This is a genomic window from Brevibacillus sp. TJ4 (assembly GCF_044627595.2).
GTDB lineage: Bacteria > Bacillota > Bacilli > Brevibacillales > Brevibacillaceae > Brevibacillus.
This window is the reverse complement of record NZ_CP185865.1, coordinates 1,843,553-1,867,704: the sequence shown is the minus strand read 5'-3', so window position 1 is coordinate 1,867,704 and position 24,152 is coordinate 1,843,553. Positions and strand designations below refer to the sequence as shown.

22 protein-coding genes are annotated in these 24,152 nt (G+C 52.9%); all 22 read right to left on the bottom strand.

Translation table 11 applies throughout. The annotated features are described in order from the left end of the window. Positions 1-18 precede the first annotated feature (18 nt). Positions 19-279, bottom strand: coding sequence for a stage V sporulation protein SpoVS (gene spoVS / locus ACAF76_RS09110; RefSeq protein ID WP_003385776.1), 261 nt, complete (start codon positions 277-279; stop codon positions 19-21). 117 nt (positions 280-396) lie between these two features. Then, positions 397-1,191, bottom strand: a complete 795-nt coding sequence (locus tag ACAF76_RS09105) for a TIGR00282 family metallophosphoesterase (RefSeq protein WP_400163057.1) — start codon at positions 1,189-1,191, stop codon at positions 397-399. A 104-nt stretch (positions 1,192-1,295) separates the two neighbouring features. Continuing rightward, positions 1,296-2,837: a ribonuclease Y gene (gene rny / locus ACAF76_RS09100; protein ID WP_400163056.1), complete on the bottom strand. Its 1,542-nt coding sequence runs from the start codon at positions 2,835-2,837 to the stop codon at positions 1,296-1,298. 284 nt (positions 2,838-3,121) lie between these two features. Next, positions 3,122-3,766, bottom strand: coding sequence for a RecX family transcriptional regulator (locus ACAF76_RS09095; RefSeq protein ID WP_400163055.1), 645 nt, complete (start codon positions 3,764-3,766; stop codon positions 3,122-3,124). A gap of 141 nt (positions 3,767-3,907) precedes the next feature. Beyond that, positions 3,908-4,966, bottom strand: coding sequence for a recombinase RecA (gene recA, locus ACAF76_RS09090; protein ID WP_400163054.1), 1,059 nt, complete (start codon positions 4,964-4,966; stop codon positions 3,908-3,910). Between the two features lie 162 nt (positions 4,967-5,128). Continuing rightward, on the bottom strand, positions 5,129-6,718 hold the full coding sequence (locus tag ACAF76_RS09085; protein WP_400163053.1) for a DEAD/DEAH box helicase: 1,590 nt from the start codon (positions 6,716-6,718) through the stop codon (positions 5,129-5,131). A 7-nt stretch (positions 6,719-6,725) separates the two neighbouring features. Further along, positions 6,726-7,967, bottom strand: a complete 1,242-nt coding sequence (locus ACAF76_RS09080) for a competence/damage-inducible protein A (RefSeq protein ID WP_400163052.1) — start codon at positions 7,965-7,967, stop codon at positions 6,726-6,728. Positions 7,968-8,076: 109 nt separating this feature from the next. Next, entirely contained in the window at positions 8,077-8,652 is a 576-nt protein-coding gene (gene pgsA, locus ACAF76_RS09075) for a CDP-diacylglycerol--glycerol-3-phosphate 3-phosphatidyltransferase (protein ID WP_400163051.1), read from the bottom strand. Beyond that, positions 8,653-9,999, bottom strand: coding sequence for a 30S ribosomal protein S12 methylthiotransferase RimO (gene rimO / locus ACAF76_RS09070; RefSeq protein WP_400163050.1), 1,347 nt, complete (start codon positions 9,997-9,999; stop codon positions 8,653-8,655). Positions 10,000-10,161: 162 nt separating this feature from the next. Continuing rightward, positions 10,162-11,043 (bottom strand): helix-turn-helix domain-containing protein, encoded by an 882-nt coding sequence (locus ACAF76_RS09065; protein ID WP_400163049.1) that lies wholly within the window; start codon positions 11,041-11,043, stop codon positions 10,162-10,164. 12 nt (positions 11,044-11,055) lie between these two features. Further along, positions 11,056-11,835 (bottom strand): DUF3388 domain-containing protein, encoded by a 780-nt coding sequence (locus tag ACAF76_RS09060; RefSeq protein WP_400163048.1) that lies wholly within the window; start codon positions 11,833-11,835, stop codon positions 11,056-11,058. Between the two features lie 106 nt (positions 11,836-11,941). Next, the gene (locus ACAF76_RS09055; protein WP_400163046.1) at positions 11,942-12,211 is read right to left on the bottom strand and encodes a DUF3243 domain-containing protein; all 270 of its coding nucleotides are present in this window, start codon (positions 12,209-12,211) and stop codon (positions 11,942-11,944) included. A gap of 96 nt (positions 12,212-12,307) precedes the next feature. Further along, the gene (ymfI, locus tag ACAF76_RS09050; RefSeq protein WP_400163045.1) at positions 12,308-13,042 is read right to left on the bottom strand and encodes an elongation factor P 5-aminopentanone reductase; all 735 of its coding nucleotides are present in this window, start codon (positions 13,040-13,042) and stop codon (positions 12,308-12,310) included. Beyond that, positions 13,042-14,346 carry an EF-P 5-aminopentanol modification-associated protein YfmH gene (gene yfmH / locus ACAF76_RS09045; RefSeq protein WP_400163044.1) on the bottom strand — a complete coding sequence of 435 codons (1,305 nt, stop codon included), beginning with the start codon at positions 14,344-14,346 and terminating at the stop codon, positions 13,042-13,044. The genes ymfI and yfmH overlap by 1 nt, the downstream gene beginning before the upstream one ends. A 2-nt stretch (positions 14,347-14,348) precedes the next feature. After that, complete coding sequence (gene yfmF, locus ACAF76_RS09040) at positions 14,349-15,644, bottom strand: EF-P 5-aminopentanol modification-associated protein YfmF (protein WP_400163043.1); 1,296 nt, start codon at positions 15,642-15,644, stop codon at positions 14,349-14,351. Positions 15,645-15,749: 105 nt separating this feature from the next. Further along, on the bottom strand, positions 15,750-15,908 hold the full coding sequence (locus tag ACAF76_RS09035; RefSeq protein ID WP_400163042.1) for a hypothetical protein: 159 nt from the start codon (positions 15,906-15,908) through the stop codon (positions 15,750-15,752). 73 nt (positions 15,909-15,981) lie between these two features. Continuing rightward, positions 15,982-16,941: an ABC transporter permease gene (locus ACAF76_RS09030; RefSeq protein ID WP_400163041.1), complete on the bottom strand. Its 960-nt coding sequence runs from the start codon at positions 16,939-16,941 to the stop codon at positions 15,982-15,984. Further along, positions 16,941-18,011: an ABC transporter permease gene (locus ACAF76_RS09025; protein ID WP_400163040.1), complete on the bottom strand. Its 1,071-nt coding sequence runs from the start codon at positions 18,009-18,011 to the stop codon at positions 16,941-16,943. Before ACAF76_RS09025 ends, ACAF76_RS09030 begins: the two co-directional genes overlap by 1 nt. After that, a complete protein-coding gene (locus ACAF76_RS09020) occupies positions 18,004-19,518 on the bottom strand; it encodes an ABC transporter ATP-binding protein (RefSeq protein WP_400163065.1) in 1,515 nt (504 codons plus the stop codon). Before ACAF76_RS09020 ends, ACAF76_RS09025 begins: the two co-directional genes overlap by 8 nt. 121 nt (positions 19,519-19,639) lie before the next feature. Further along, positions 19,640-20,689 carry a BMP family protein gene (locus ACAF76_RS09015; RefSeq protein WP_400163038.1) on the bottom strand — a complete coding sequence of 350 codons (1,050 nt, stop codon included), beginning with the start codon at positions 20,687-20,689 and terminating at the stop codon, positions 19,640-19,642. A 59-nt stretch (positions 20,690-20,748) separates the two neighbouring features. Beyond that, on the bottom strand, positions 20,749-21,474 hold the full coding sequence (locus ACAF76_RS09010) for a GntR family transcriptional regulator (RefSeq protein WP_400163037.1): 726 nt from the start codon (positions 21,472-21,474) through the stop codon (positions 20,749-20,751). A 203-nt stretch (positions 21,475-21,677) separates the two neighbouring features. After that, positions 21,678-24,077: a DNA translocase FtsK gene (locus ACAF76_RS09005; protein ID WP_400163036.1), complete on the bottom strand. Its 2,400-nt coding sequence runs from the start codon at positions 24,075-24,077 to the stop codon at positions 21,678-21,680. Positions 24,078-24,152 lie beyond the last annotated feature (75 nt).

Below are 24,152 nucleotides of genomic sequence, written 5' to 3'. Positions count from 1 at the left end.
CAAACGACAGTCTTTTTATTATCTGGGTTCTACGATCAATTTAATTGCAGTACGTTCTTCTCCATCAATCACGATGTCAGTAAAGGCTGGAATGCAGATCAGGTCAACTCCACTCGGCGCTACGAACCCTCGTGCGATAGCTACGGCTTTCACAGCTTGATTAAGCGCCCCAGCACCAATGGCCTGGATTTCAGCCGCCCCGCGTTCGCGAAGCACACCTGCAAGGGCACCAGCAACGGAGTTGGGGTTAGACTTTGCTGAAACTTTTAATACTTCCATCCTTTTGAACCTCCCGTCTGATAGGAATCCTGTCATCATTAGATTGATATTCGCATAACCCCTAAAAATTCCTGCTACTGCACATCTAAGATTCAAAAAATTCAATTCTTTTCTTGATTATTCCATAAATAGATGGTCCGAGTCAATTCGGACGCGTTCCATTTTTTTCGCGTTCCCTGTCGATTTGTCGAATGTAATGACGACGGCGTGCAGCTCTGCCGGTCCTGTCGCGACCTCAAAACGTGCGGGAAGCTGCGAGAGAAACTTGCCGATGACCGCCTGGCGCTCCATGCCAAGAATCCCGTGACTCGGACCGCACATGCCGACGTCACAGAGAAACCCTGTCCCCTGCGGCAAAATCCGCTCGTCCGCCGTCTGGACATGGGTATGTGTGCCGACTACAGCACTCACGCGACCATCCAGGTACCATGCCAACGCCTGTTTTTCCGAAGTCGCTTCAGCGTGAAAATCGACAAAGATCAGCTTGGTTCGTTTGCGCGCCTGCTCGACGAGTTCGTCTGCCTTCTGGAACGGGCAGTCCAAAGGCGGCAAAAAGGTACGGCCCTGCAGGTTGATGACAGCCAGCTCGCCCTCGCCTTGTTTGATGTATGTAATCCCTTTGCCCGGCGCTCCCTCCGGAAAGTTGGCCGGGCGAATCATCCGCGGCTCATCGTCCAGAAAGTCAAAAATTTCCCGCTGGTCCCACGTATGGTTGCCGAGCGTAATGGCGTGGACCCCACTGTCAAACAGCTCTTTGGCAATTTTTTCGGTTATCCCTCTGCCATGTGCGGCATTTTCACCGTTGGCTACGATAAAGGTAGGCTGATACTTGCGCTTCAGCAAAGGAAGATATTGTTTCACGATCTCTCTTCCTGGCGCTCCCATAATATCGCCGATAAACAACAGCTTCATTTCCGAATCACCTCATTGGTAGTATACACAAGTAAGCGCGTTGAGAAAAACGGACGGTTCCCTTCTGCTCCCCAGAAAAAAAGTAAAGTGGCGGGATGGCCACTTTACTTTGCATACTCGACTGAACGCGTTTCACGAATCACCGTTACCTTGATATGTCCCGGATAGTCGAGTTCATTTTCTATTCGCTTGGTAATCTCACGTGCAAGGCGGGTTGCTTCTGCATCATCAATCTTGTCTGGCTGTACCATCACGCGAATCTCGCGGCCTGCCTGGATCGCATACGATTTTTCGACGCCATCAAAGGACTCCGAGATTTCTTCCAGCTTCTCAAGACGTCGGATGTACGTCTCCAAGGTCTCGCGTCGTGCGCCTGGTCGGGCGGCGGAAAGAGCGTCCGCTGCTGCAACCAGCATCGCAATCACCGAAGTCGGTTCGGTATCGCCGTGGTGAGAAGCAATACTGTTCACCACCACAGGATGCTCGTTGTACTTCTTCGCGAGCTCCACCCCGATTTCGACGTGGGAGCCTTCCACTTCATGGTCAATGGCCTTGCCAATATCATGGAGCAAACCGGCACGCTTGGCCAGCTTGACGTCTTCTTTCAGCTCTGCTGCCATCAGTCCTGTCAGATGCGCTACTTCCATCGAGTGCTTCAGCACGTTTTGTCCATAGCTTGTACGGTAACGCAAACGTCCGAGAATCTTGATCAGGTCAGGGTGCAAGCCGTGCACACCCGTTTCGAAGGTAGCCTGCTCACCGTATTCGCGGATGCGTTCATCCACTTCGCGGCGAGCTTTTTCCACCATTTCCTCGATGCGTGCCGGATGGATCCGGCCGTCTGCCACGAGCTTGTCCAGAGCCGTTTTCGCGATTTCACGACGAACGGGATCGAAACCGGACAAAATCACTGCTTCAGGAGTATCATCAATAATCAGATCGATTCCGGTCAAAGTCTCCAATGCACGGATGTTTCGTCCTTCACGACCGATAATTCGGCCCTTCATCTCATCGTTTGGCAGCGTCACTACCGAGACGGTCGTCTCCGCTACGTGGTCTGCTGCACAACGCTGGATCGAAGTAGTGATGATTTCACGGGCGCGTTTGTCCGCTTCTTCCTTCGCTTGCGTCTCGATCTCCTTGATCATAACCGCCATTTCATGGCGAACCGTATTTTCCACGTCTGTCAGGATAATCGTTTTCGCTTCCTCTTGAGTCAGTCCGGAAATCCGCTCCAACTCAGCGACTTGCTTTTTATATAATTGCTCTACCTTGCCTTGCAGTTCCGCAACTGTGCGTTCGCGCTGGTCCAGATCCTCTTCCTTGCGCTCCAACTGCTCCATCTTGCGGTCCAACGCCTCTTCCTTTTGCAGGATGCGGCGTTCCTGGCGCTGGATTTCATTGCGACGCTCGCGCAATTCGTTTTCCGCTTCGGAACGAAGTTTGAACACTTCGTCCTTGGCTTCCAGCACTTTTTCCTTTTTCACGGCTTCAGCGTCCCGTTTGGCATCTTCGACAATTTGCAGCGCAGCTTCTTCCGCACTGCCAATCTTCGCCTCCGCAATTGACTTGCGAACAAAGTAGCCAATACCCAAGCCGATCAGCAAGGTAACAAGCGCAATCACTACTGTTAGCACTATGTCCATAAGCTTTTTCGTTTCACCTCCTTATTGTAAGACATCTCCCCACTTTCCAAGCATTCGTTTTCATGGAGGGTCGCTTGCCGCCTTGTCTTTTCACATCAACATTCGTCTAATAAACAAGACCGATGTGACTCGGTCCGCTGAATCCGTACAATCATTGCACGGGTGTTCAGTTTTTCCACAGGCAACGACTGCACAAATCAGCGAAAAAAGGTATGATACACCAAGTAAATACAAACCTATTTTATTATTTGTGAACAAGAATTGTCAAGAAGATGCAACTGGAGTCACCTGTCGTCAACCCGTTGGCGCAGTTCACTTCTGAGCTGTTGTATGACAGAATGGGAAAAACCTTTGCGCATCAGCATCGCCAATAGCTTCTTTTCCTCCTCGGGACTAGGGACACGGTCCATCCGACGCAGCTTTTTTTCGACCAGTGCGCGAGCCGCGTCGAGTTCGTCCTCGCGCGATACCGCCGCGACTGCTCTGTCTACCGTTTCTTTCTCCAGCCCCTTTTGCAGCAGCTCCATCCGCAGCATGTACGCGCTTCTCGGCTTCAGGCGCAGCCTTTCGTCCACCCATTGGCGCGCGAAGGCCTGGTCGTCCACATAGCCTTGCTCGACACATCGCGTGCAAATCTCGCTCGCGATCTGCTCAGAAAAGCCTTTGTCCTGCAAATACTTCTTCAACTGGCTTCGCGTGCGCGGCCGCATCCCGAGATAGCGCAGTGCCGCCAAGTAGGCTTTGTGCTTCTCCTCTGCGATCAGCACTTCCTGGAAAAAGCGCTCATCCACCAGTGTACCCTTGAACAGGTTGTATTTGATCAAAATATCTTCGTGAACGGAAAAAGCGTATTCATCTTCAATATCGATATGGTACCGCTGCTTTTGCTTCTGGTCCTGATGAACGGCTGTAATGTGCCCGCTTTTCATCGGGATCTCCCCTTTCTCGGCAGCTTGTTCCCTTCAGGGCGGCGCTTCTTTCGACACCGGCCTGCCGCATCGGCACGTCACGTAGAAAAACAGCCTGCCACAAGCGACAGGCTGCTTCATCGTCACGCTGATGATGCGCAATTAGTCCAGATCAAAGGTCGGCTCTTCATCCTGCTCCGGATCGATTACCGGCTCACTGGCTGGGATGGAACTCGGATTCAGGCTGTAATACTCGCGCACCTTTGCCTCGATTTGAGCGGCGATATGCGGGTTTTCTTTCAGGAAGACCTTGGAGTTCTCCCGTCCTTGGCCAAGACGCTCCTCATTGAAGGAATACCATGCCCCACTCTTCTGCACGACGTCGATCTCCGCACCGATGTCGAGGATGCTGCCTTCGCGGGAAATGCCTTCCCCGTACATAATGTCGACTTCAGCTACTTTAAACGGCGGCGCGACTTTGTTTTTGACGACTTTGATCTTGGTCTTGCTGCCCAAAATATCGTTGCCTACCTTGATCGATTCCGCCTTGCGAACGTCCAGACGCACGCTGGCGTAGAACTTGAGGGCGCGTCCACCTGGAGTCGTCTCCGGGTTTCCGAACATGACGCCGACTTTTTCGCGGAGCTGGTTGATGAAGATGGCGATTGTCTTCGACTTGTTGATCGCACCGGAGAGTTTGCGCAGCGCCTGGGACATCAAGCGAGCCTGCAAGCCCACGTGCGAATCGCCCATCTCCCCTTCGATCTCCGCCTTTGGCACCAGTGCGGCTACCGAGTCGACAACGATGATATCGACAGCGCCGGAGCGAACCAGCGCCTCTGCGATTTCCAATGCCTGCTCCCCTGTGTCGGGCTGGGAAAGCAGAAGCTCGTCAATATTTACTCCCAGCTTGGAGGCGTACACCGGGTCCAGTGCATGCTCGGCATCGATGAACGCTGCTTGTCCACCCTGTTTTTGCACTTCGGCGATCGCATGCAGCGCTACCGTCGTTTTACCGGATGATTCCGGACCGTATACTTCGACGATACGACCGCGTGGAAAGCCGCCCACGCCGAGGGCGATGTCGAGCGCAAGCGCTCCGCTGGATACTGTGGAAACCTGGACGTTGGCAACCTCTCCAAGTTTCATAATGGAACCTTTTCCGAATTGCTTTTCTATCTGACGCAATGCACTTTCCAAAGCTGCGCGACGATCTGACAAATGGGACACACCCTTTCCAAATTTTCACCTTCTGTTTGCTGTTGTCTTAATCATACATCGAGACAGAAGCATTTGCCAAGTATTTTTTGCGAACAAATATTCGCATATAAAAACAGCCGCTTTTCAGGCCCTCGCATGAAAAGCGGCTGTCCGAAATCTGGACTAGGAGCGTTTGGCTCCGCGCGGCTTGGCCGGCTCCAGATTGATTCTCTTTCCGTTGATTCTCGTCTGGCGCAGCGACTCGTAGACGAACGGAGCGACTTCTTCCGGCACTTCAACAAACGTGAAGTTCTCGAAAATGTCGATACGTCCGACTGCTTTGCCCGGGATGCCTACAGACTCGGAAATTTCGCGAACCAAGTCTTGCGGTTTCATGTTTACATTGCGACCCACGTTGAGGAAGAATCGCACCATGCCCTTGGCTGCACCCGTCTCGCCGAAGTTGTACGCTTCCGGCTCTTTCTCCGCTCCCGCTTCGCTGTGGAATGCGAGGTGCAGGGCTGCGGCAGCGACGTTCTCAGCCGGATACTGCTCTGCCAGCGACTGGGCCACTTTGCGGTACATTTCCGCGATCCCGTCGCTTTCCAGCAGGCTGATGAGCTGTTCGCGCAGTTGCTCCTGCTTGCGCTCTGCCACTTCTTCCAGGGACGGGACATTGCGTGGAATGACCTGTGCCTTGGTCTGCTTCTGGATGAACATCATCTGTCTGACTTCCCGCGGCGTAACCAGTGTCATCGCGATTCCTTTGCGTCCTGCGCGCCCGGTACGGCCGATGCGGTGCACGTAGCTTTCCGAATCCTGCGGGATGTCGTAGTTGATAACGTGAGAGACGTTGCCCACGTCAATACCGCGCGCCGCTACGTCGGTCGCGATCAAAAACTCGATCGAGCCTTCGCGGAACGCATTCATCACCTTGTCGCGCTGCGCCTGGGAAAGATCGCCGTGCAGTCCGTCCGCCAAGTACCCGCGCGCCTGCAACACTTCGCTCAGCTCATCGACACCGCGTTTGGTGCGGCAGAAAATGATACCCAGCTCCACGTCTTCACTGTCGAGGATGCGGCAGAGGCTTTCGACTTTATTGCGGTCAAACACCTTGTAGTACACTTGCTCGATCAGCGGTGCCGTCACTTCTTCGCGGCTGACGGCAATCGTCTGCGGCTGTTTCATGTATCGGGTAGCCAGTCGCTTGATCTCCGGCGGCATGGTCGCGGAGAACAGCAGAGTTTGGCGTTCTTCCGGCATGTGGTTGATGATTGTTTCAATGTCGTCGATGAAGCCCATGTCGAGCATTTCGTCTGCCTCGTCGAGTACGAGGGTGTGAACGTGATCCAGCTTCAATGTCTTGCGGCGCAAGTGGTCAAGTACGCGGCCGGGTGTACCGACTACGACTTGCACACCTTGACGCAGGGCGCGAATTTGATGCCCGATCGACTGACCACCGTAAATGGGCAACGTGCGTACTTTGTTGTACTTGGAAATTCGCAGCAGTTCGCCAGCCACCTGGATCGCCAACTCCCGCGTCGGCGTCAGGATGATGGCTTGTACGCGATTTGCCGGCGTCACCTTGTGGATGAGCGGAATTCCGAATGCGGCCGTTTTCCCTGTCCCGGTTTGTGCCTGGCCAATCAGGTCCCCGCCTTCCAATACTTTTGGAATACAAGCAGCCTGAATCGGCGATGGCTCCTCAAAGCCCATGTCGTGAATGGCTTGCAGGATAGATTTATGTAAAGGAAAATCAGCAAAAATCGTCATGAATACGTCACCTTTCTTTTTGCATTTGCAGCGCGTAAAATAGCGCGTATTTGGCAGCTCGGCCCACAATCGCCCGTCTCTTGCCGGCCAGGCGCAGTTCTTTTACCACAGTAGGCTTGCCCGCTGCGGCCACAGCGACATACACGAGACCAACAGGTTTGCCCTCCACCGAGTCGGGTCCGGCGACTCCGGTTACTGCCAGGCCGTATGTCGTTTGAAATTTTTCTCTTACGTTTTCAGCCAAAAGCGCTGCCGTCTTCTCGCTCACCGCACCGTCTGCCTCCAGTACGGCTTCGGGCACGTCGAGAAAGCGCTGTTTGACCTCGTTGGTGTAGCAGACGATCCCCCCATGGTAGGCCTGCGAACTGCCTGGAACCGAAGTGATCAGGGAAGCGATCGTTCCCCCTGTGCAGCTTTCCGCACAAGCGATTGTTTCGTTTCGGCGTCTCAGCTCTTCGACCAGCACTTCATGCAGCGATGTCTCCCCGGTCGCATACACATACTGGCCAAGCCGGTTGCGGATCTCTTGCTCGACTGGCAAGATCAGCCTTTCTGCCTGTTCCACGGACTGCGCTCGTGCGGTAATTCGCAGCGTTACCTCAAATTCTTTGGCGTACGGAGCGAGCGTGGGGTTGTCCTGCTTCTCAATCAGATCGATCAGACGCTCTTCCAGGGCAGATTCACCGATCCCGTAAAAACGCAAAACACGGGAATGAAACACCTGCTTCTCCGGCAAAAGGTCTGTCAGGTAGGGCATCACGTACTTTTCCACCATCGGATACAGTTCGCTGGGCGGTCCCGGCAACAAGACGTATGTACTTCCCGAATCCTTGATTGCCATTCCCGGCGCCATCCCGAAGTCGTTGGGGAACACATGGCTGCCTTCGATGACAAGTGCTTGCTTGCGATTGTTTTCCGTCATCGTCATTTTGCGCTGGTCAAAAAAAGACTGGATGTATGCCAGTGCTGCCTGATTCGTCTCCAGGCCAACGCCGATGTGGGAAGCGACTGTCTCCTTCGTCAGATCGTCCTGCGTCGGACCGAGCCCTCCGGTAAAAATGATCAGTTCGGATCTTTCAGCAGCCAGTTGGATCGTCTGCAGAAGTCTTGCCGTATTGTCTCCCACTACTGTGTGAAAGTAAACCCCTACGCCGATCTCCGCGAGCTTTTGTGACAGGTACTGGGCGTTCGTATTCGCAATCTGACCCAGCAACAGTTCAGTTCCCACCGCGATTATCTCCGCTCTCATATCCCTCATCCATTCTCTTTGTGAGTAGAAAAGCCCCTAGTCAGACAGTCTATCACCAAACAACCTTCGGGGAAAAGAGTCTTGTGGAAAAAAGAGTCCAATACCCGCATCACGAGTATTGGATAACATTGCGATTCTTCGAAAAGTAGTCATACCCCGAGTAAATCGTGATAATGACCATCGCCCAAATCGCTACTTGGTCAAATGGTATTCCGAAAAACGCAAAGGGGAAGTTGCGGATCATTACAGCCGTGATCGCCACGATTTGCACCCACGTCTTTATCTTGCCCAAAGCACTGGCTGCAATTACCTGTCCTTCTGCTGCGGCAACCAGACGCAATCCGGTCACGGCAAACTCGCGGCTGATGATCACTATCGCAATCCACGCCTCCAGACGCTGCATTTCCACCAGTGAAATCAGGGCAGCAGAAATAAGCAGCTTGTCGGCAAGCGGATCGAGAAACTTCCCGAGATTGGTTACGATTTTGCGTTTGCGCGCGACGTAACCATCCAGTCCATCTGTACTGGCTGCCAGGATAAAAACCAATGCCGCAATCAACTCGTTATACGTCATCGTCAGGGTACCAATGGTGAAAGTCCCGATGTTATAACGCACCAGCAGGAAGAACATGAGCACCGGCACCAGAAAAATTCTGGCGAGGGTGATGCGGTTGGCGAGATTCACCTATACTACCTCCCCGGCCAAATCGTATTCATAGGAGTGTGTAATCCGCACTTTGACGATGGAACCCAGTTCTCCTGCAAATCCGGTGACGAATACTTCGCCATCGATTTCAGGAGCGTCGTACTGAGTCCGTCCAACGTAAATGTCGTTGCGCCCTTCATACCGTTCAATCAGCACATCCAGCACCTGACCGACAAAGCGGCCATTTCGCTTGGCTGCGATCTCACGTTGAACCTCCATCAACTGATTGGCTCTGCGCTCTTTGGTGTCCTCATCCACATGGTCCGGGAGCCTGGAAGCCGGGGTGTCCTCTTCGTTGGAATACGTGAATACACCCAAACGATCAAATTGTATGTCCTCGACAAATTCGCAGAGTCGGGAGAAATCTTCCTCCGTCTCGCCAGGGAAACCGACGATCAGGGAAGTGCGCAGCGCGACATCGGGAACCTGAACGCGAATTTTTGCAACTAGCTCGCGAATGTCCGTCTGCCGTCCTGGACGGCGCATTCTCTTCAAGATGTGATCCTCCGAGTGTTGCAGGGGCATATCGATGTACTTGCAGACTTTTGGATTGCTGGCGAACGTCTGGATCAGTTCGTCAGTAAAGAAACCGGGGTATGCGTAGTGAAGGCGAATCCACTTGATTTCTTCCACCTCTGCCAAGCTGTCCAACAAAGCCGGGAGCATGTGTTTCCCATCGTAAATATCGGTCCCGTAGTTGGTCGAGTCCTGAGCGATCAGGCTGATTTCCACGACGCCCTGTGCGGCGAGGTGCCGGGCTTCTTCCACAATGGATTCGATTGTGCGGCTGCGGAAATTGCCACGCATGAGCGGGATACTGCAAAACGTGCAGGCATTGTCGCATCCTTCCGCGATCTTGATGTAGGCGGAATACGTACCGGCTTTGACCCGACGCTTGACCACTTCTTCATAGGTGAACACCGGGTTTCCGATGTAGACAGGCCGTTTTCCAATCAGAGACTCCTCAATGATCTGGGTGATCGACATAAAGTCGCCTGTTCCGACAATGCCGTCCACTTCGGGAATCTCACTCAGGATATCTTCTTTATACCGCTGGGTGAGGCAGCCTGCCACGACAAGCGATTTTAATCTTCCGGCTTCCTTCAGCTCCGCCATATCGAGAATCTTGTTGACGGATTCTTCTTTCGCCGCGTCAATAAAACCGCATGTATTGACGATGACGACTGTTGCCTCTTCCGGATTTTCAACGAGCTCGTATCCTTTTTCATCTATCAGATGGGCCATCATGTCCGAATCGACAAGATTTTTTTCACAGCCCAATGTTACAATCGCAACTTTTTCTCGCGTGCCTACCTTCTCTGCCATCTGTTTTCCTCCAATTGATCACACCTGCCCATATTACACCTATTCAGTATAATATAGCGCAAAGAACGTGTCAAAAAAGTTGGCGCCGGGAAATGTACAGCCGGGTACAGGGAAGACAGACAAAACCCGAGCAAATGGAAAATAGGCAAGCCTGCAGCTTGCCTATTGGGCGGTGTTTTCTTGAACAGCGATGACAACGTCGGACGGCATGGAGACCACTTTGGACGTATCGACAACGACGCCATTCACGGTTAGTTCTACGTTCATTGGCTTACCCAGACGGATGTAGGCAGATTTGCCCAGTTCGACATTTTTCTCCTCACCCGATTTCAACTCGCCTTGCTCCACGTATTTCCCTTTTGCCTCGCCGACGCCAAACCAGCTTCGATCTGCCGTTCCCTTCAGCTTGACGGAGATCGTCTCACCTCCTGTCAACGTATACTGGTACAAATTGCCCTGTTGCGATTGGAACGTAACCGCAACTTGCGGTGTCGCTGGCGCATTGTCAGGAGTGGTCGGCTGCGTGGCCGGTGGCGTTGGCGCTTCCGGCTGCTGGGAGATCGGGGAAACACCAGCCCCTTGCCCGGGTGATACGACTCCCGCTCCGGGTGGCACATTATCACTTGGAATCGGCTGCTGTGTAGACGTCCCGCCGAGGTTGTTGACGATGGCCACGTATGTAACCCCGATAATCAGGGCTATGAACAGGACAAGTACAGCTTTGGCAATCCATTTGCTAGCCCGCAGCGGATTGCTGGAAGAGCTGACGCGCCTCCTGCGCAGCCGCTCTGCCTGTTCCACCGGCGGTTGCGCGGGCAGATCCGATTGAAAATGGCTCATCAGGTGCTGTGGATCTAGTCCGACTGCCTCAGCGTAGCTTTTGATAAAGGCGCGTGCGTAAAAGTGACCGGGAAGCACATGAAAGTGCCCCCTCTCAATTGCTTCCAAATACCTACGTTGTATTTTTGTGATCCTTTGGATGTCGTCGAGCGTAACCCCTTTTTCTTCACGGGCTCTTTGGAGTACTTGACCTAGCTCAGACACTGCTCCCCCTCCTTAGTTCATCTCAAAGTTATCAAAGCCCCGATTGTTGATCAACTCGTAGGTGATCTCTTCATCTGGATGGTGGCGCAACTCGATAATATAGTGAAAATCAGACATCTCATACTCAGACTCCCTGGCGAAAATGTCTGGGTGCTCGATAATTTTCGCGGCCGGGAAGTTCATAATCTCCCGAAGCAAGGTATAATGCTTTTCTGTGGAGCGAAGCGTGGAGACGATGCCATCAATCAAATATACATGATCGGTTGACAGTTCATCAATGGCGAGCGAACTGCGGATCGTCTGGCGCAAAAGAGTAGAAGAAATAAACGTCCAGCGCTTGTTTGCCGAAACGCTGGCAGCAATCATCGACTCCGTTTTCCCGACCCGCGGCATGCCGCGAATTCCGATCAGTTGGTGACCTTCCTTTTTTAAAATTTCAGCCATAAAATCGACCAAAAGACCCAATTCGTCACGCACGAAGCGGAATGTCTTCTTGTCCTCGCTGTCCCGCTCAATATAGCGTCCATGTCGAACAGCCAAACGATCCAGCATCGTCGGAGGGCGCAACCTGGTAATGGTTATGTTGTCCATTTTCTGTACAACATTACGCAAAACCTCTATTTTTTCATCATCATCTGTCAAAAGAAGCATGCCGCGTCGCATCGTGTCGACGCCGTTAATCGTTATGATGTTTATGTTTAACATCCCCAGGATGGATGAGACATCCCCTAGCAGGCCGGGACGGTTTCGTGAAATTTCGTATTCCATGTACCATTCTTTTTGGGCTTCCATAAGCATTCCTCTCCGCGAAAAAATTGCCTTCTTATGTAGTATATCATTTTCCTAACATTCGACAATCGAGAAAAGGAAAAATCCCCAATGCAGGGGATTTTATTGACTAATTTCCACGGTTTACGTCGTTTGGGTTTTGGACGAGTTTCACCATCATAGACGCAAGCGCTTTTTGCTGCTCGGTATCGCCGGCATCCCACAGTTGCTTGAGCAGACGCTCCTGATCATTTTTCGGGTCCACCTGTCCCGCCAAGTAGTCGCCAATTTGGTACGCCATGTTCTGCAGGGTCTCGCTTTCCATGCCAGCCTGTTTCGCCTGCTCTACGCGGTCGCCCAGAAATTCTTTCCAGTCGCGAAAATTGTCAAGAATCGACATGCTGAAATTCCCTCCCTCTGAATGTTGTGGACATATATTGTCACACAAGGATAGGATTCCTATTTCGCGCCTTTTCTATTCATTGCGCAACTTTCTTTAGGCATACCATCCGCCATTCGGACTGATGATCTGTCCCGTCACATAGCTGGCCTCTCGCGACATCAAAAAGCGGACGACAGATGCGGCTTCGCCTGGCGTTCCCAAGCGATTCATCGGAATGTCTGCGGCTATCGCCTCCAGCTCATCCGGCGTAAACTTGTCCATCATGCCGCCGGAAATCGCCCCGGGTGCGACTGCATTTACCGTAATTCCGTTTGGGGCCAGCTCCTTGGCCAGCGCTTTCGTAAACGAGTTGATCGCCCCTTTGCTCAGCGAGTACAGCACTTCGCAGGAGCCACCCGTAAGCCCCCAGATCGAGGAAATGTTGACGATGCGACCGTACCGCTCCCGCAGCATCGCCGGTACTGCCAGTTGGCAGACGAGGAATGCAGCGCGCACATTGATCGCGATCATCTCGTCGAACAGCTCGAGGGAAGCGTCCGTAAACAGGCCGACATGATCGACGGAGGCGTTGTTCACCACGAGCAGCGGCGGAATGGGCATGTTCCTGAACATTGCCGCAATTTGTTGCGGATCGCGCAGATCGGCTTGCAGCGGCTGGACGGGAACACCCAGTTGACTGCAGAGCTGCAGCACAGGCTCCAGCTTTTCAGGTGACTGATTGTAGTGCAAATAGAGCGGAACTCCCGATTGGGCGAGGCAAATGCTGATCGCCTGCCCAATCGTCCCGGAAGCTCCTGTGATAAACGCCCATGGTGCTTGCTGGCTCATCACGCTTTTGTTTGCTCCTGCTGCGGCGCCGAACGGACGATGGAAACCGCCATCTGATCGAGCTGGAAGTGCTCGTTCATGCGTTGTTCCACGTCTTCGCGCGTGATCGATTCCAGCGTCGGCACTACGTTGAACAAGTCGTTCCCGTTAAACTTGTAATTGGTAAACTGGTTGGCGATAAATTCGACAGAGTTTAGCCCGCGCATGAACTGGCCGATCTTTTTCCGCTTCGCCCGCTCGAAATCAGCCTGATCGACACCTCTTTGTTTGTAGGCTTCCAGCTCCTGTCTGATTGTATCGACCAGCTTTTCCGGATCTGGTGTGTCGCCGCCGAAAATCGAGTAGGCGTAATCCTGCTCGCAACTGTAGTCATAATCGAAAGTTTCCGTGATCAATTCACTGTCGTACAGCTTTTCGTACAGCTCCGAACTGCTGCCAAAGACGATGTCCAGCAACAGCTTCGTCGTCAGATCGCGTTTCAGCAACTCCTGCCCGCTTAATCCGTTGTCCCGCTCCTTGATCCCGATCAGGCACTTTGGCAAACCGACAGCGAGATTGATCTCGATCGCTTGTCGGGCAACAGCAGGCGGCTCCTCAGGAAACAGCCGGGAAATTTGAGGTGCGGGCGAGAACTCCTTGGCCCCCTGATTTTCGCGGATCAGCTTCATCACGCTTTCCGGTTCGAACGAGCCAACGACCAAAAGCAGCATGTTGGCCGGATGGTAAAACGTCTCGTAACACTGGTACAGGTACTCCTTGGTGATCTTCGAAATGCTCTCGATCGTGCCGGCAATCTCGATCTTGATCGGGTATTCCTGGTACATCGCCTTCAACAGGTTCATGTACACTTTCCAGTCCGGATTGTCGTCGTACATCGTAATTTCCTGTCCGATAATCCCCTTTTCCTTCTCCACGCTGGCGTCGGTAAAATACGGCTCCTGGACGTAATCGAGCAACAGGTTCAGGTTGCTGTCCAGGTTGTCCGTGCAGGAAAACAGGTACGCCGTCCGGTTGAAGCTGGTAAAAGCATTGCAGGAGGCGCCGTTTTTGCTGAACTCATGCATGACATCGCGGTCTTTTTTCTCGAACATCTTGTGCTCGAGGAAATGCGCAATCCCGTCCGGCACGTGGATCGTCTCGCCGCTTTTTGTACGGAAGTGGCTGTCGATCGACCCGTAGCGCGTCGTAAACACCGCGTAAGTCTTGCTAAAGCCCTGTTTGGGCACGAGATATACCTTCAATCCGTTCGCGAGCACTTCGTGGTAGACGGTTTCGTTTACCTGCTCAAAATAAGTCGTCTGCATGCTTACGCCTCTCCTTTCTGATCCCGCAGCAAGTAGATCGTGTCCATTTTGACCTTCTCTGCCACTTTGGTAATCTCTTCGACCGTCACAGTTTGAATCGCCTCAAGCAGCTCTTCCAGCTTGCGCGTGCGTCCGCTCACCAATCCGTTGTACGTAAACTCGATCATCATCCGGGCGCTGTCCAGCAGTTCGCGGTACTGGTTGGTCAAGGTTGCGCGGGTTTGGCTGAATTCTTCTTCGCTGATCTGGCCCTGCCGCATCGCCTCCATCTGCTGCTTGATAATCTCCACTGCCTGGTTGTAGTTGTTGACGTCGATACCAGACATGATCATCATAATCCCTTTGTGGCTCTCCAGGCGCGATACTGCATAGTATGCGAGGCTGGCCTTCTCCCGCACATTGACAAACAGCTTGGAGTGCGGAAAGCCGCCGAGAATTCCGTTGTACATCAAAAGAGCCGGATACTCGTCGTCCTTGTAGCTGAGTTGCGTACGGCAGCCGATATTCAGCTTCGCCTGACTGACATCGAGTCGCTCGATCACTTCGCGTTCCTTCTCCACCTGCTTGCGCGGATCGGTCACCGGGATACGCGCACGCTGACCCTCCGGCAACGGGATGTGCTTGGTGATCGCCTCACGTACTTGCTCGACCTCGACGTCGCCTACGACAAACATGTTGATCGGGTTGGACGTGGTGATCTGCTGGAAGTACTGATACAGATCCTCCCCAGTAATTCCCGGCAAATCCTCGCGTCTGCCCTGGGCGAGCAATGCGAACGGCTCTCCCTTGCACATTTCTTCGGTAACGCGCTGGTTGGCGTACTTCATCTTGTCATCGATCAAGCTCTCGATCCGCTTGCGCAATGTCTCCTTTTCCTGGTTGACGTATTTTGGCAAAAAGGAGCCGTTTTCCACGCACGGGCGAACCAGCATATCGCCGACAAACTGGATTGCCTGCTCCAAAAGCGGCGTATTCTCGGACAAGTATTTTTCGTTGGGAACTTCCATATAGATTTGCAGAATCTGCCGCTCCCCTTTTTTCGTCACGTCGACATCAAAGATGGCGCCGTACAGAAAATCGAGATGCTCCCGCAGCTTTTTCGTCTCCGGAAACCGGGCTGTCCCCCGCTTCATCACCATGGCCAGCAGTGCTGCCTTCGTGACCGTCTCTTCGGAGAGTGGTTGCTCGATCATCGTCACGATCGTCGTCGTTTTAAACTTGGAGGTTGGCAAAATATGTACATTTATCCCGTTCATCTGGTTGCTTTGAAACGAAATCTCGCCAGGTTGGGTGCTCATGCTCCATTCTCCCTTCTCTTCTGCTTACTCTCCTATTGTAACCAATGGACAGGGCAACAAGCAAAAAAGGAGCGTTATCCGCCCCTTTTTTTCACGCAATACGTATTAAAAATCAGTGTCGTCCCACTGACGGATCGCATCCGTGTACAGTTCTTCGTTGTCGACAAAGCGGCCACAGTCCGCCTCCAGACAAAGTACACCATCCAACTGTTCATCGTGGAACGGAATACCGTTCGTTCCTCCGCAATAGGGACATGTCCACATCGAAAGAGCCTCCTTTCCCTGAAAAAGGGATTGCTCTTTCTAGCATGCCCCATTTTGCACCATTCTTGCCGTTTTAGCGAGAGCCGGTTTCATACGGCTTGCCCAGAGCAGCAGGTGCACTGGAACGGCCGACAAAGCCTGCAATCACCAAAATCGTCAAGACGTACGGAAGCATGAAGATAAACTCCGTCGGTACATACTGGGTCAATCCGTACACTTGGACCAAACCTTTGAGCGCTTGCGCTACGCCGAAGAACAACGCTGCTGCCATCGCTCCGGCTGGATGCCATTTCCCAAAAATCAAGGCGGCAATCGCGATAAAGCCTTGCCCGGAGATCGTGTTGTGCGAGAAGTTGCTCGTCGTGGTCAGAGCAATCGTAGCTCCGCCCATGGCAGCCAACGCACCGCTGATCATCACGGCGGTGTAGCGCATTCTTTTGACATTGATCCCGACTGTATCAGCAGCGCGCGGGTGCTCACCAACGGAGCGCAGCCGCAGGCCAAACGAGGTCTTGAACAGCAAAAACCAGGTCAAAAGCACGAGCAAAAATGCGATGAAGCTGGTCGGATAAGCAGTAAACAACGCGTATCCGATATACGGAATATCGCCGAGAAGCGGGATTTCCCACTTGCCGAAAACGCTGCTCAGCGTAGTCGTCTGTCCGGCACCGTTAAAGATGACTTTTGTCAAATAGACGGCCAGACCTGCAGCCAAAAAGTTGAGTGCAACCCCGCTCACAGTCTGGTCTGCCTTGAAGGTGACAGATGCGACTGCGTGCGGCAGGGCGAAGATTGCTCCTGCGATCGCTGCAGCGATAAAGCCAATCCACGGCGCCAGGCTGGTGGCTGACTCCTGGAAGTAGAACGTCATCACAGCACCCGTAAAGGCACCGATGATCATCATTCCCTCCAATGCGATATTGATCACGCCGGAGCGCTCGGAGTACAGTCCGCCCAAGGCGGCAAAAATCAAGGCAGTGGAAAACACGATGGTATTATGAACAAGACTGCTGAAAATGTCTACAAAGCCCATCACTTTCCACCTTCCTTTTTCTTCAAAATCGGCTTCAAAAAGATCTTTACGATACCATGCGCAGCGACGAAGAAAATGACGGAGGCGATCACTACGCTAATCAGTTCGACGGGCACTCCAGCGCTAAACTGGATTCCGGCACCGCCAAAGGTGAGCATCCCGAACAGGATCGCGGCCAGCACTACGCCAACCGGAGTATTTCCGCCAATCAGGGCAACGGCGATACCGTCAAACCCGTATCCAGGCTGTGAGGTCAAAATCGCCTGGTAGTGGAACACGCCGAGAATTTCGCAGGCTCCGCCGATTCCCGCGAACAGTCCGCTGATAAACATCGCTTTGACGACATTTCGGCTTACGTTCATGCCCGCGTATTCCGAGGCATGCGGGTTAAATCCGACAGCTCGCAGCTCGTATCCGGTCTTCGTCTTCCACATGATGATGTAAAAGAACACGGCCGCCAAAAGTGCGATCATCGTGCCCCAGTGCAAGCGGGCATTGTCGAACATTTGAGACAGCAATGTCAGGGAAATACTTGCGGAGTCGTGGATCATCTCCGAACGCTGCTGTCCTTTTGGTACGAAAAACGCATTCATAATCCAGTTCGCCAAATAGAGCGCAATCCAGTTCATCATAATGCTGGTAATGACTTCGTTGACGCCGCGCTTTGCTTTTAAATATCCAGCGACGGAGCCCCACAGACCGCCGACCACAGCACCGGCTAGAACAGCCAATGGCGCGTGAATAATCGCCGGCAGCTCAATCGACACCCCGACAACGGTAGCTGCGACCATGCCCATGATGAATTGGCCTTCCGCACCGATGTTGAACAGGCCTGTCCGAAAAGCAAATGCGACAGCCAAGCCGGTAAAAATCAGCGGGGTAATCTGACGAATCGTCTCCCCGATATTGTACGCGTTCCCAAACACCTTTTGGACCAGCGCTGTGTAGGCAGCAATAGGATTGAATCCACCCACAAGCATGACAATGGCTCCCGTCAGCAACCCGAAGAGGATGGCAATGACAGGTACGAGAAACGACTCTTTGGTAAAGACGGCAATGACTCTATTCATCGTTTCCTTCTCCTTGCTTTCGTTTTCCTCCCGACATCATCAGGCCCAGCTCTTGTTCACCCGTCGATTTCGCATCCACGATTCCCACGATTTTTCCTTCGTAAATCACCGCGATGCGATCCGATACATTGATAATCTCATCCAACTCCAACGATAGCAGGAGCACAGCCTTTCCCTTGTCGCGCTGCTCGACAAGGCGACGATGAATAAATTCGATTGCACCTACGTCCAAACCGCGTGTCGGTTGTGCCGCGATCAGCAAATCCGGGTCTTTATTGACTTCGCGAGCGATAATCGCCTTTTGCTGGTTCCCGCCGGAAAGCGCTCTCGCAGGCGTATGAATGCTTGGTGTTCGTACGTCAAATTCCTCGATCAACTTCGCGGCATGCTTGTCTATCGCGCCGTAATCGAGAAACCCGTTTTTGCAAAAGGTGGGATGAAAATACGTTTCCAGCACCATGTTCTCGCTCATCGTAAAGTCGAGAACGAGACCGCGCTTGTGGCGATCTTCTGGAATATGGGACAAGCCCGATTCCGAAATCTCCCTGGGCGTATGATTGCTGATCTCTTTGCCGTTGAGCAGAATACGGCCCTCGCTGATTTTGCGCAAGCCCGTCAACGCTTCGACGAGTTCACTTTGCCCGTTGCCGTCGACTCCAGCAATACCAAGGATTTCGCCAGCCCGCACCTCGAGATTGATCCCGTTGAGCGCATTTACCCCGCGATTTCCTTTTGCCACTACGTTTTCGACGACGAGAATCGGTTCTTTCGGCTGTGCTTCCTTCTTGTCCACACTGAAGTTCACTTCACGACCGACCATTTTGGCGGCCAGCTCGTCCGGATTTGTATGTTTCACTTCCAGCGAGTCGATCACCTTGCCGCGACGAATAATCGTAACGGCATCACATACAGCCATAATCTCTTTCAGCTTGTGGGTAATCAGGATAATTGTTTTTCCTTCTTTTACGAGGTTATGCATGATCTCGATGAGTTCGTTGATCTCTTGCGGGGTCAGAACAGCGGTCGGCTCGTCGAAAATGAGAATTTCCGCACCGCGGTACAGCGTCTTCAAAATTTCTACTCTCTGTTGCATGCCGACAGAGATTTGTTCGATTTTTGCGTTCGGGTCTACTTTCAATCCGTATTTTTGAGAAAGCTCCTCCACATCCCGAATTGCTTTTTTCATATCTATCTGTAACCCGTTTTTCGGTTCGTTTCCTAAGATAATATTCTCAGTCACTGTAAAAGTTTCAACTAACATAAAATGTTGATGCACCATGCCGATGCCCAGCTCATTTGCCACATTCGGACTTGTAATCTTGACTTGCTTCTCGTTGATCAGGATTTCGCCTTCATCTGGTTGATACAAACCAAACAAGATGTTCATCAATGTGGATTTGCCAGCGCCGTTTTCACCTAGAAGCGCGTGAATTTCCCCTTTTCTCACGGACAATGAGATATTGTCATTTGCGATAATACCGGGAAAACGCTTTGTAATGCCTCGCATTTCAACAACTTTCTTTACCGAATCCAAGCACGTTCCCCCCGTTTTTGTGGGTCTTGTTTGAAGGTAAAGAACAAGGCCGGTTGCTCGAACCAGCCTTGTCCGTTTCGTAGCTACCTACGTATTATTCAGCAGGTACGTTGATTTCACCGCTCACGATTTTTTGCTTATACTCTTCCACCAAAGCCAATACATCTTCCGGTACGTTTTTGGAGGAAGTTTCAGCCAATCCTACGCCGTCTTCAGCCAGACCCAGCCATACGATGCTGCCGCCAGGGAAGTTGCCGTCGATCGCATCCTTGGAAACGCGGAGTACAGCTTCATCCACGCGTTTTACCATGGAAGTCAGCGTGATGTCGTCGCCAAAAGTCAGGGATTGGTCTTTGTCTACACCGATTACCCAGACGTTTTCGCCTTTGGATTTGCGGTCTTTTCCTTCGTTGAACACACCGTCTCCAGTTTGCCCAGCAGCGTGGAAAATGATGTCTGCGCCTTGTCCGTAGATTTGTGCAGCAGCCGATTTACCTTCGTCTGGCTTGTCGAAGAAGCCAGTGTAGATTTTGATTACTTGCACTTCCGGATCAACGGCTTTTACACCTGCTTCAAAGCCAAGCTCAAAACGCTTGATGACCGGGATTTCAACGCCACCGACAAAACCTACTTTTTTCGACTGGCTCATTTTCGCAGCAACTACACCCGCGAGGAAAGCACCTTCATGCTCTTTGAACAAAACAGACGCTACGTTTGGAGCATCTACTTCTGCGTCAATAATCGCCAGTTTCGCATTTGGATTTTCATCCGCTACTTTTTTCAGGTGGTCTCCCATCAGGAAGCCGATTCCCCAAGTCAGATCCCAGTTGTCTTTGACAAATTGGTTCAGGTTAGGAACGTAGTCCGCATCACTGGTCGATTGCAGATAGTTTACGTTTGCTTCTGGCAAGTTCAACTCAGTGCGCAGAGCTTGCAGGCCTTCCCAGGCGCTTTGGTTGAAGGAGTTGTCGTTTACGCCGCCAACGTCCGTAACCATACCCACTCTAGCTGTAGCTGCCGGAGTCTCTCCTCCTGCTCCCTCTCCTGCCTGTCCTTGCGGTGCCTCTTGTGTGGTTCCGCAACCTGCCAGCACAAGCGACAGGCTGAGTGTTGCCACAGAAAGGGCGGAAAAAACCTTTTTCATCTAAGAATACCCCCTGTAATTTATGGTAAAAAATTGTGAACGTGGGGTTTCCCCCACAGTTACAACCGTCTTCGTACGACGTGGAAGTGAAATTTGTCCGCCCTGAAATAATTATGGGAATACAAGACCGGACGTTCACTCGCATCGTAGTGGATCTGCTTGAGCAGCAGAAGTGGTGTAGACTTGTCGCATTGCAACAAGGCAGAAACCTTTTCATTATAGCCCATCGGTTCAATCTGTGCCACTGCATACGCGATTCGTATGCCGGTCACGCTTTCCAGCCAATTGAAAATCGATTCTTCGTCAGCGTTGTATCCTTCGGGAACGAGGTGAGCGGGAATCCGGTCCACACAGTACACCACCGGCAAACTGTCTGCTGTGCGGATACGTTCTACCACCAGCACGCCTTCTCCGGAATTGAGCGAGAGATGCTTGCGCGCCTCTTCCGCTGCGTCTGCGTACGACGTCCCCAATATTTTCGTTCCGGCTGCGTAGCCCTGACGCTCAATCGCATCCGTCACGCTGAAAAGCTCCCCGATTCCTCCCGAGAAAACAGGTTTGGCATTGATAAAGGTGCCAACTCCGTGTCGGCGAATCACGATTTTCTCTTCTTCCAAAAGGCGCAATGCCTCGCGAAGAGTTGCTCTGCTAACCCCTAACTGTTTGGATAGAGCCGCTTCGGATGGAAGCCGTTCACCTGGACGCAGTTGTCCGGATTCGATATCGCTTTTTATTTTGTCCATAACCAACAGACATAGCGACCGAACATTCGCTTTGATGCTCATCAGCCATTCACTCCTGCTGTCCACGAGCCATCCCAACAGGTAGGACGTCAGACCTCTTGTTCGTGTACTGGATAACAACTATTTCCTTCAATCTCGTAAGAATTTTACCCCAGGGGCGTCGAAGATTGCAAGCCATATTTTCTGCGCTGATTCCTTACAAAAGCTGGCATTCCGACACCCCTCGAGTCCAATGGCTGGGCAATTTATGAAATGTTGCTTTCCGCGCTCGGCTTAGGGATGCGCACCTCCCGCGGCTTGCTTCCTTCGTACGGTCCGACGATCCCGTTGGCTTCCATCATGTCGATCAGCCGGGCGGCCCGGGTATAGCCGACACGCAAGCGCCGCTGCAAGAGAGACGCTGACGCTGTCTGTGCTTCGGCCACGATTTGCACCGCCTGGTCGTACAAGTCGTCGTCCACCACGGCCTGCTGCTCGTCCTGGACTTCGCCGGGGATCATCTCTTCGTTGTAGCGCGCTTCCTGCTGTTCCTTTACAAAGTGGACGACATCCTCCACCTCTTTGTCGGACACAAACGCGCCTTGTACCCGAACGGGCTTCGAGGCTCCCATCGGCAAAAAGAGCATGTCCCCTCTGCCCAAAAGTTTCTCCGCTCCGCCCATGTCCAGGATCGTTCGTGAGTCGGCCATCGAGGAGACGCCAAACGCGATCCGGGACGGAATATTCGCCTTGATTACCCCGGTGATGACATCGACGGACGGACGCTGGGTGGCGATAATCAGGTGTATCCCGGAAGCGCGCGCCATTTGCGCCAGACGGCAGATGGCGTCCTCGACTTCGCCGGGAGCGACCATCATCAGATCGGCCAGCTCGTCCACGATGACCACGATGTAGGGCAGCGGCGCATCTGTCGTATTCGCGTTGTACATTTCGATATTGCGGCTGCCGGTCTTGGCGAACAGGTTGTAGCGGCGCTCCATCTCCGCCACTACTTTTTTCAGTGCGACGGACGCCCGCTTCGGATCCGTTACCACCGGTGCAAGCAAGTGCGGAATCCCGTTGTACACATTCAGTTCTACCATTTTCGGGTCGATCATCATCAGCTTTACTTCTTCCGGCTTGGCCTTGAACAGGATGCTCATAATGAGTCCGTTGATGCAGACCGACTTTCCGCTCCCGGTAGCGCCTGCTACGAGCAAATGGGGCATTCTCGTCAAGTCTGCGACGATCGGCTCACCGGAAATGTCCCGTCCCAGAACCACCGTCAGTTTTCCCGGGGCATCCTGATATGGCGACGATTCCAGCACCTCGCGCAACGTGACGACTGCCACCTCGGAGTTGGGCACTTCGATCCCGATCGCCGACTTCCCGGGAATCGGCGCTTCAATCCGGATGTCTTTGGCGGCCAGGGCGAGAGCGAGGTCGTCCGTCAAGCTGACGATCCGGCTCACCTTGACGCCAGTTGCCGGCTGCACTTCGTAGCGCGTCACCGCAGGACCGCGATGCACCTCGGAGACGGTAGCGCTGACCCCGAAGCTCTTCAGCGTCTGCACCAGCTTGGTGGCGTTGGATGTGTGGTCGACTCCCTTGCCCGAGCTTTGCGCTTTCGGGCGGGATAGCATATGTAAGCTCGGCAGTACGTACGGAATGGACAACTGCTCCCCTTCCTGCTCGAGCGTGCCAAAAATCTCTTCCTCGCCCTCGAGAGAAAAGGTGATTTCCTGCGTGTCTTGCTGGCTTGTTTGCTGGACTGAATTGCCTCCTGCCATTCGTGCTTCAGGCGTGCCGTCTGCAACGGCAATGCGCTCGGTAAAATCGTGAATCACCGGTTGTATCGGCGGTTCCGGCTCGACCGCAGCCAAGGTTCCATGCTCCAGACTTGGCGCTTCCTCGCCGGAGGATTGCCATGCCTCCTGTGGAGGTGTACCCGCTGCTGCCTGCGCCTGTTTTTGGGCTGCGCGCTCTTCTTTTGCCTTTTGCGCTTCCTGCTTTCGTTTTGCGCTTTCCTCCTGCATCAACTGGATCGATTCCTTCACCGTTTCCTTCGCTTTGCCGTAGAGCGCACCGACCTTGTTGCGCAGGAACAGCACGATGTCGACGTACGAGAGGTTGAACAGGAACATCAAACCTGCCAAAAACAAAAAGACAATGACGATGCCGGTGCCGATCATCCCGACCAGACTGTAGCAAATGGCGAAAACGAGCGCACCGAGCATCCCGCCACCTACACCGGTGGTCGAAACGGCTTGGCTGTGATCAAGCAACAGTCTGTCCCAGGTGACGCGAATGATGCTCTGCTCGGCGAATTTTCCGTCCGCCGTAATCAGCTTGTACAGCATCATATGGTCCCAGGTGCAGACGGCAATCCCGATCAGGAACAGTCCGACGATGCGAAAGCTCAGGCGTGGACGCTCTCGCGTAAACATCATGTAGAGTGCCATCCCGATCAGAAAGACGGGTATGGTGAAGTCCCATGAGCCTGCAATAAAGCGGAAGAGAAAGGCGAGGACATTTCTCCCCAGCCATCCGCTCTCGAGCAAGCCGATCAACGACAACACAATAATGACGAGTCCCAGCAACTCTATTTTCAAAACAGAGGCGAATGCCGCGCTCGACTTTTTTCTTCCTCTTCTACTCAATGGCACGCCTCCTTTTTGGCTGTTACGAACAGTCTTGCATCTCCATCGTAAAAAGGCAGCCGTTTTTTGTTCGGCTGCTGT

Bases quoted from the DNA above. Each gene is read 5' to 3' on its own strand.
- spoVS (WP_003385776.1), bottom strand. From the start codon at position 279: ATGGAAGTATTAAAAGTTTCAGCAAAGTCTAACCCCAACTCCGTTGCT.
- ACAF76_RS09105 (WP_400163057.1), bottom strand. From the start codon at position 1,191: ATGAAGCTGTTGTTTATCGGCGATATTATGGGAGCGCCAGGAAGAGAG.
- rny (WP_400163056.1), bottom strand. From the start codon at position 2,837: ATGGACATAGTGCTAACAGTAGTGATTGCGCTTGTTACCTTGCTGATC.
- ACAF76_RS09095 (WP_400163055.1), bottom strand. From the start codon at position 3,766: ATGAAAAGCGGGCACATTACAGCCGTTCATCAGGACCAGAAGCAAAAG.
- ACAF76_RS09085 (WP_400163053.1), bottom strand. From the start codon at position 6,718: ATGACGATTTTTGCTGATTTTCCTTTACATAAATCTATCCTGCAAGCC.
- ACAF76_RS09080 (WP_400163052.1), bottom strand. From the start codon at position 7,967: ATGAGAGCGGAGATAATCGCGGTGGGAACTGAACTGTTGCTGGGTCAG.
- rimO (WP_400163050.1), bottom strand. From the start codon at position 9,999: ATGGCAGAGAAGGTAGGCACGCGAGAAAAAGTTGCGATTGTAACATTG.
- ACAF76_RS09060 (WP_400163048.1), bottom strand. From the start codon at position 11,835: ATGGAAGCCCAAAAAGAATGGTACATGGAATACGAAATTTCACGAAAC.
- ACAF76_RS09055 (WP_400163046.1), bottom strand. From the start codon at position 12,211: ATGTCGATTCTTGACAATTTTCGCGACTGGAAAGAATTTCTGGGCGAC.
- ymfI (WP_400163045.1), bottom strand. From the start codon at position 13,042: ATGAGCCAGCAAGCACCATGGGCGTTTATCACAGGAGCTTCCGGGACG.
- yfmH (WP_400163044.1), bottom strand. From the start codon at position 14,346: ATGCAGACGACTTATTTTGAGCAGGTAAACGAAACCGTCTACCACGAA.
- yfmF (WP_400163043.1), bottom strand. From the start codon at position 15,644: ATGAGCACCCAACCTGGCGAGATTTCGTTTCAAAGCAACCAGATGAAC.
- ACAF76_RS09035 (WP_400163042.1), bottom strand. From the start codon at position 15,908: ATGTGGACATGTCCCTATTGCGGAGGAACGAACGGTATTCCGTTCCAC.
- ACAF76_RS09030 (WP_400163041.1), bottom strand. From the start codon at position 16,941: ATGGGCTTTGTAGACATTTTCAGCAGTCTTGTTCATAATACCATCGTG.
- ACAF76_RS09025 (WP_400163040.1), bottom strand. From the start codon at position 18,011: ATGAATAGAGTCATTGCCGTCTTTACCAAAGAGTCGTTTCTCGTACCT.
- ACAF76_RS09020 (WP_400163065.1), bottom strand. From the start codon at position 19,518: ATGCGAGGCATTACAAAGCGTTTTCCCGGTATTATCGCAAATGACAAT.
- ACAF76_RS09015 (WP_400163038.1), bottom strand. From the start codon at position 20,689: ATGAAAAAGGTTTTTTCCGCCCTTTCTGTGGCAACACTCAGCCTGTCG.
- ACAF76_RS09010 (WP_400163037.1), bottom strand. From the start codon at position 21,474: ATGAGCATCAAAGCGAATGTTCGGTCGCTATGTCTGTTGGTTATGGAC.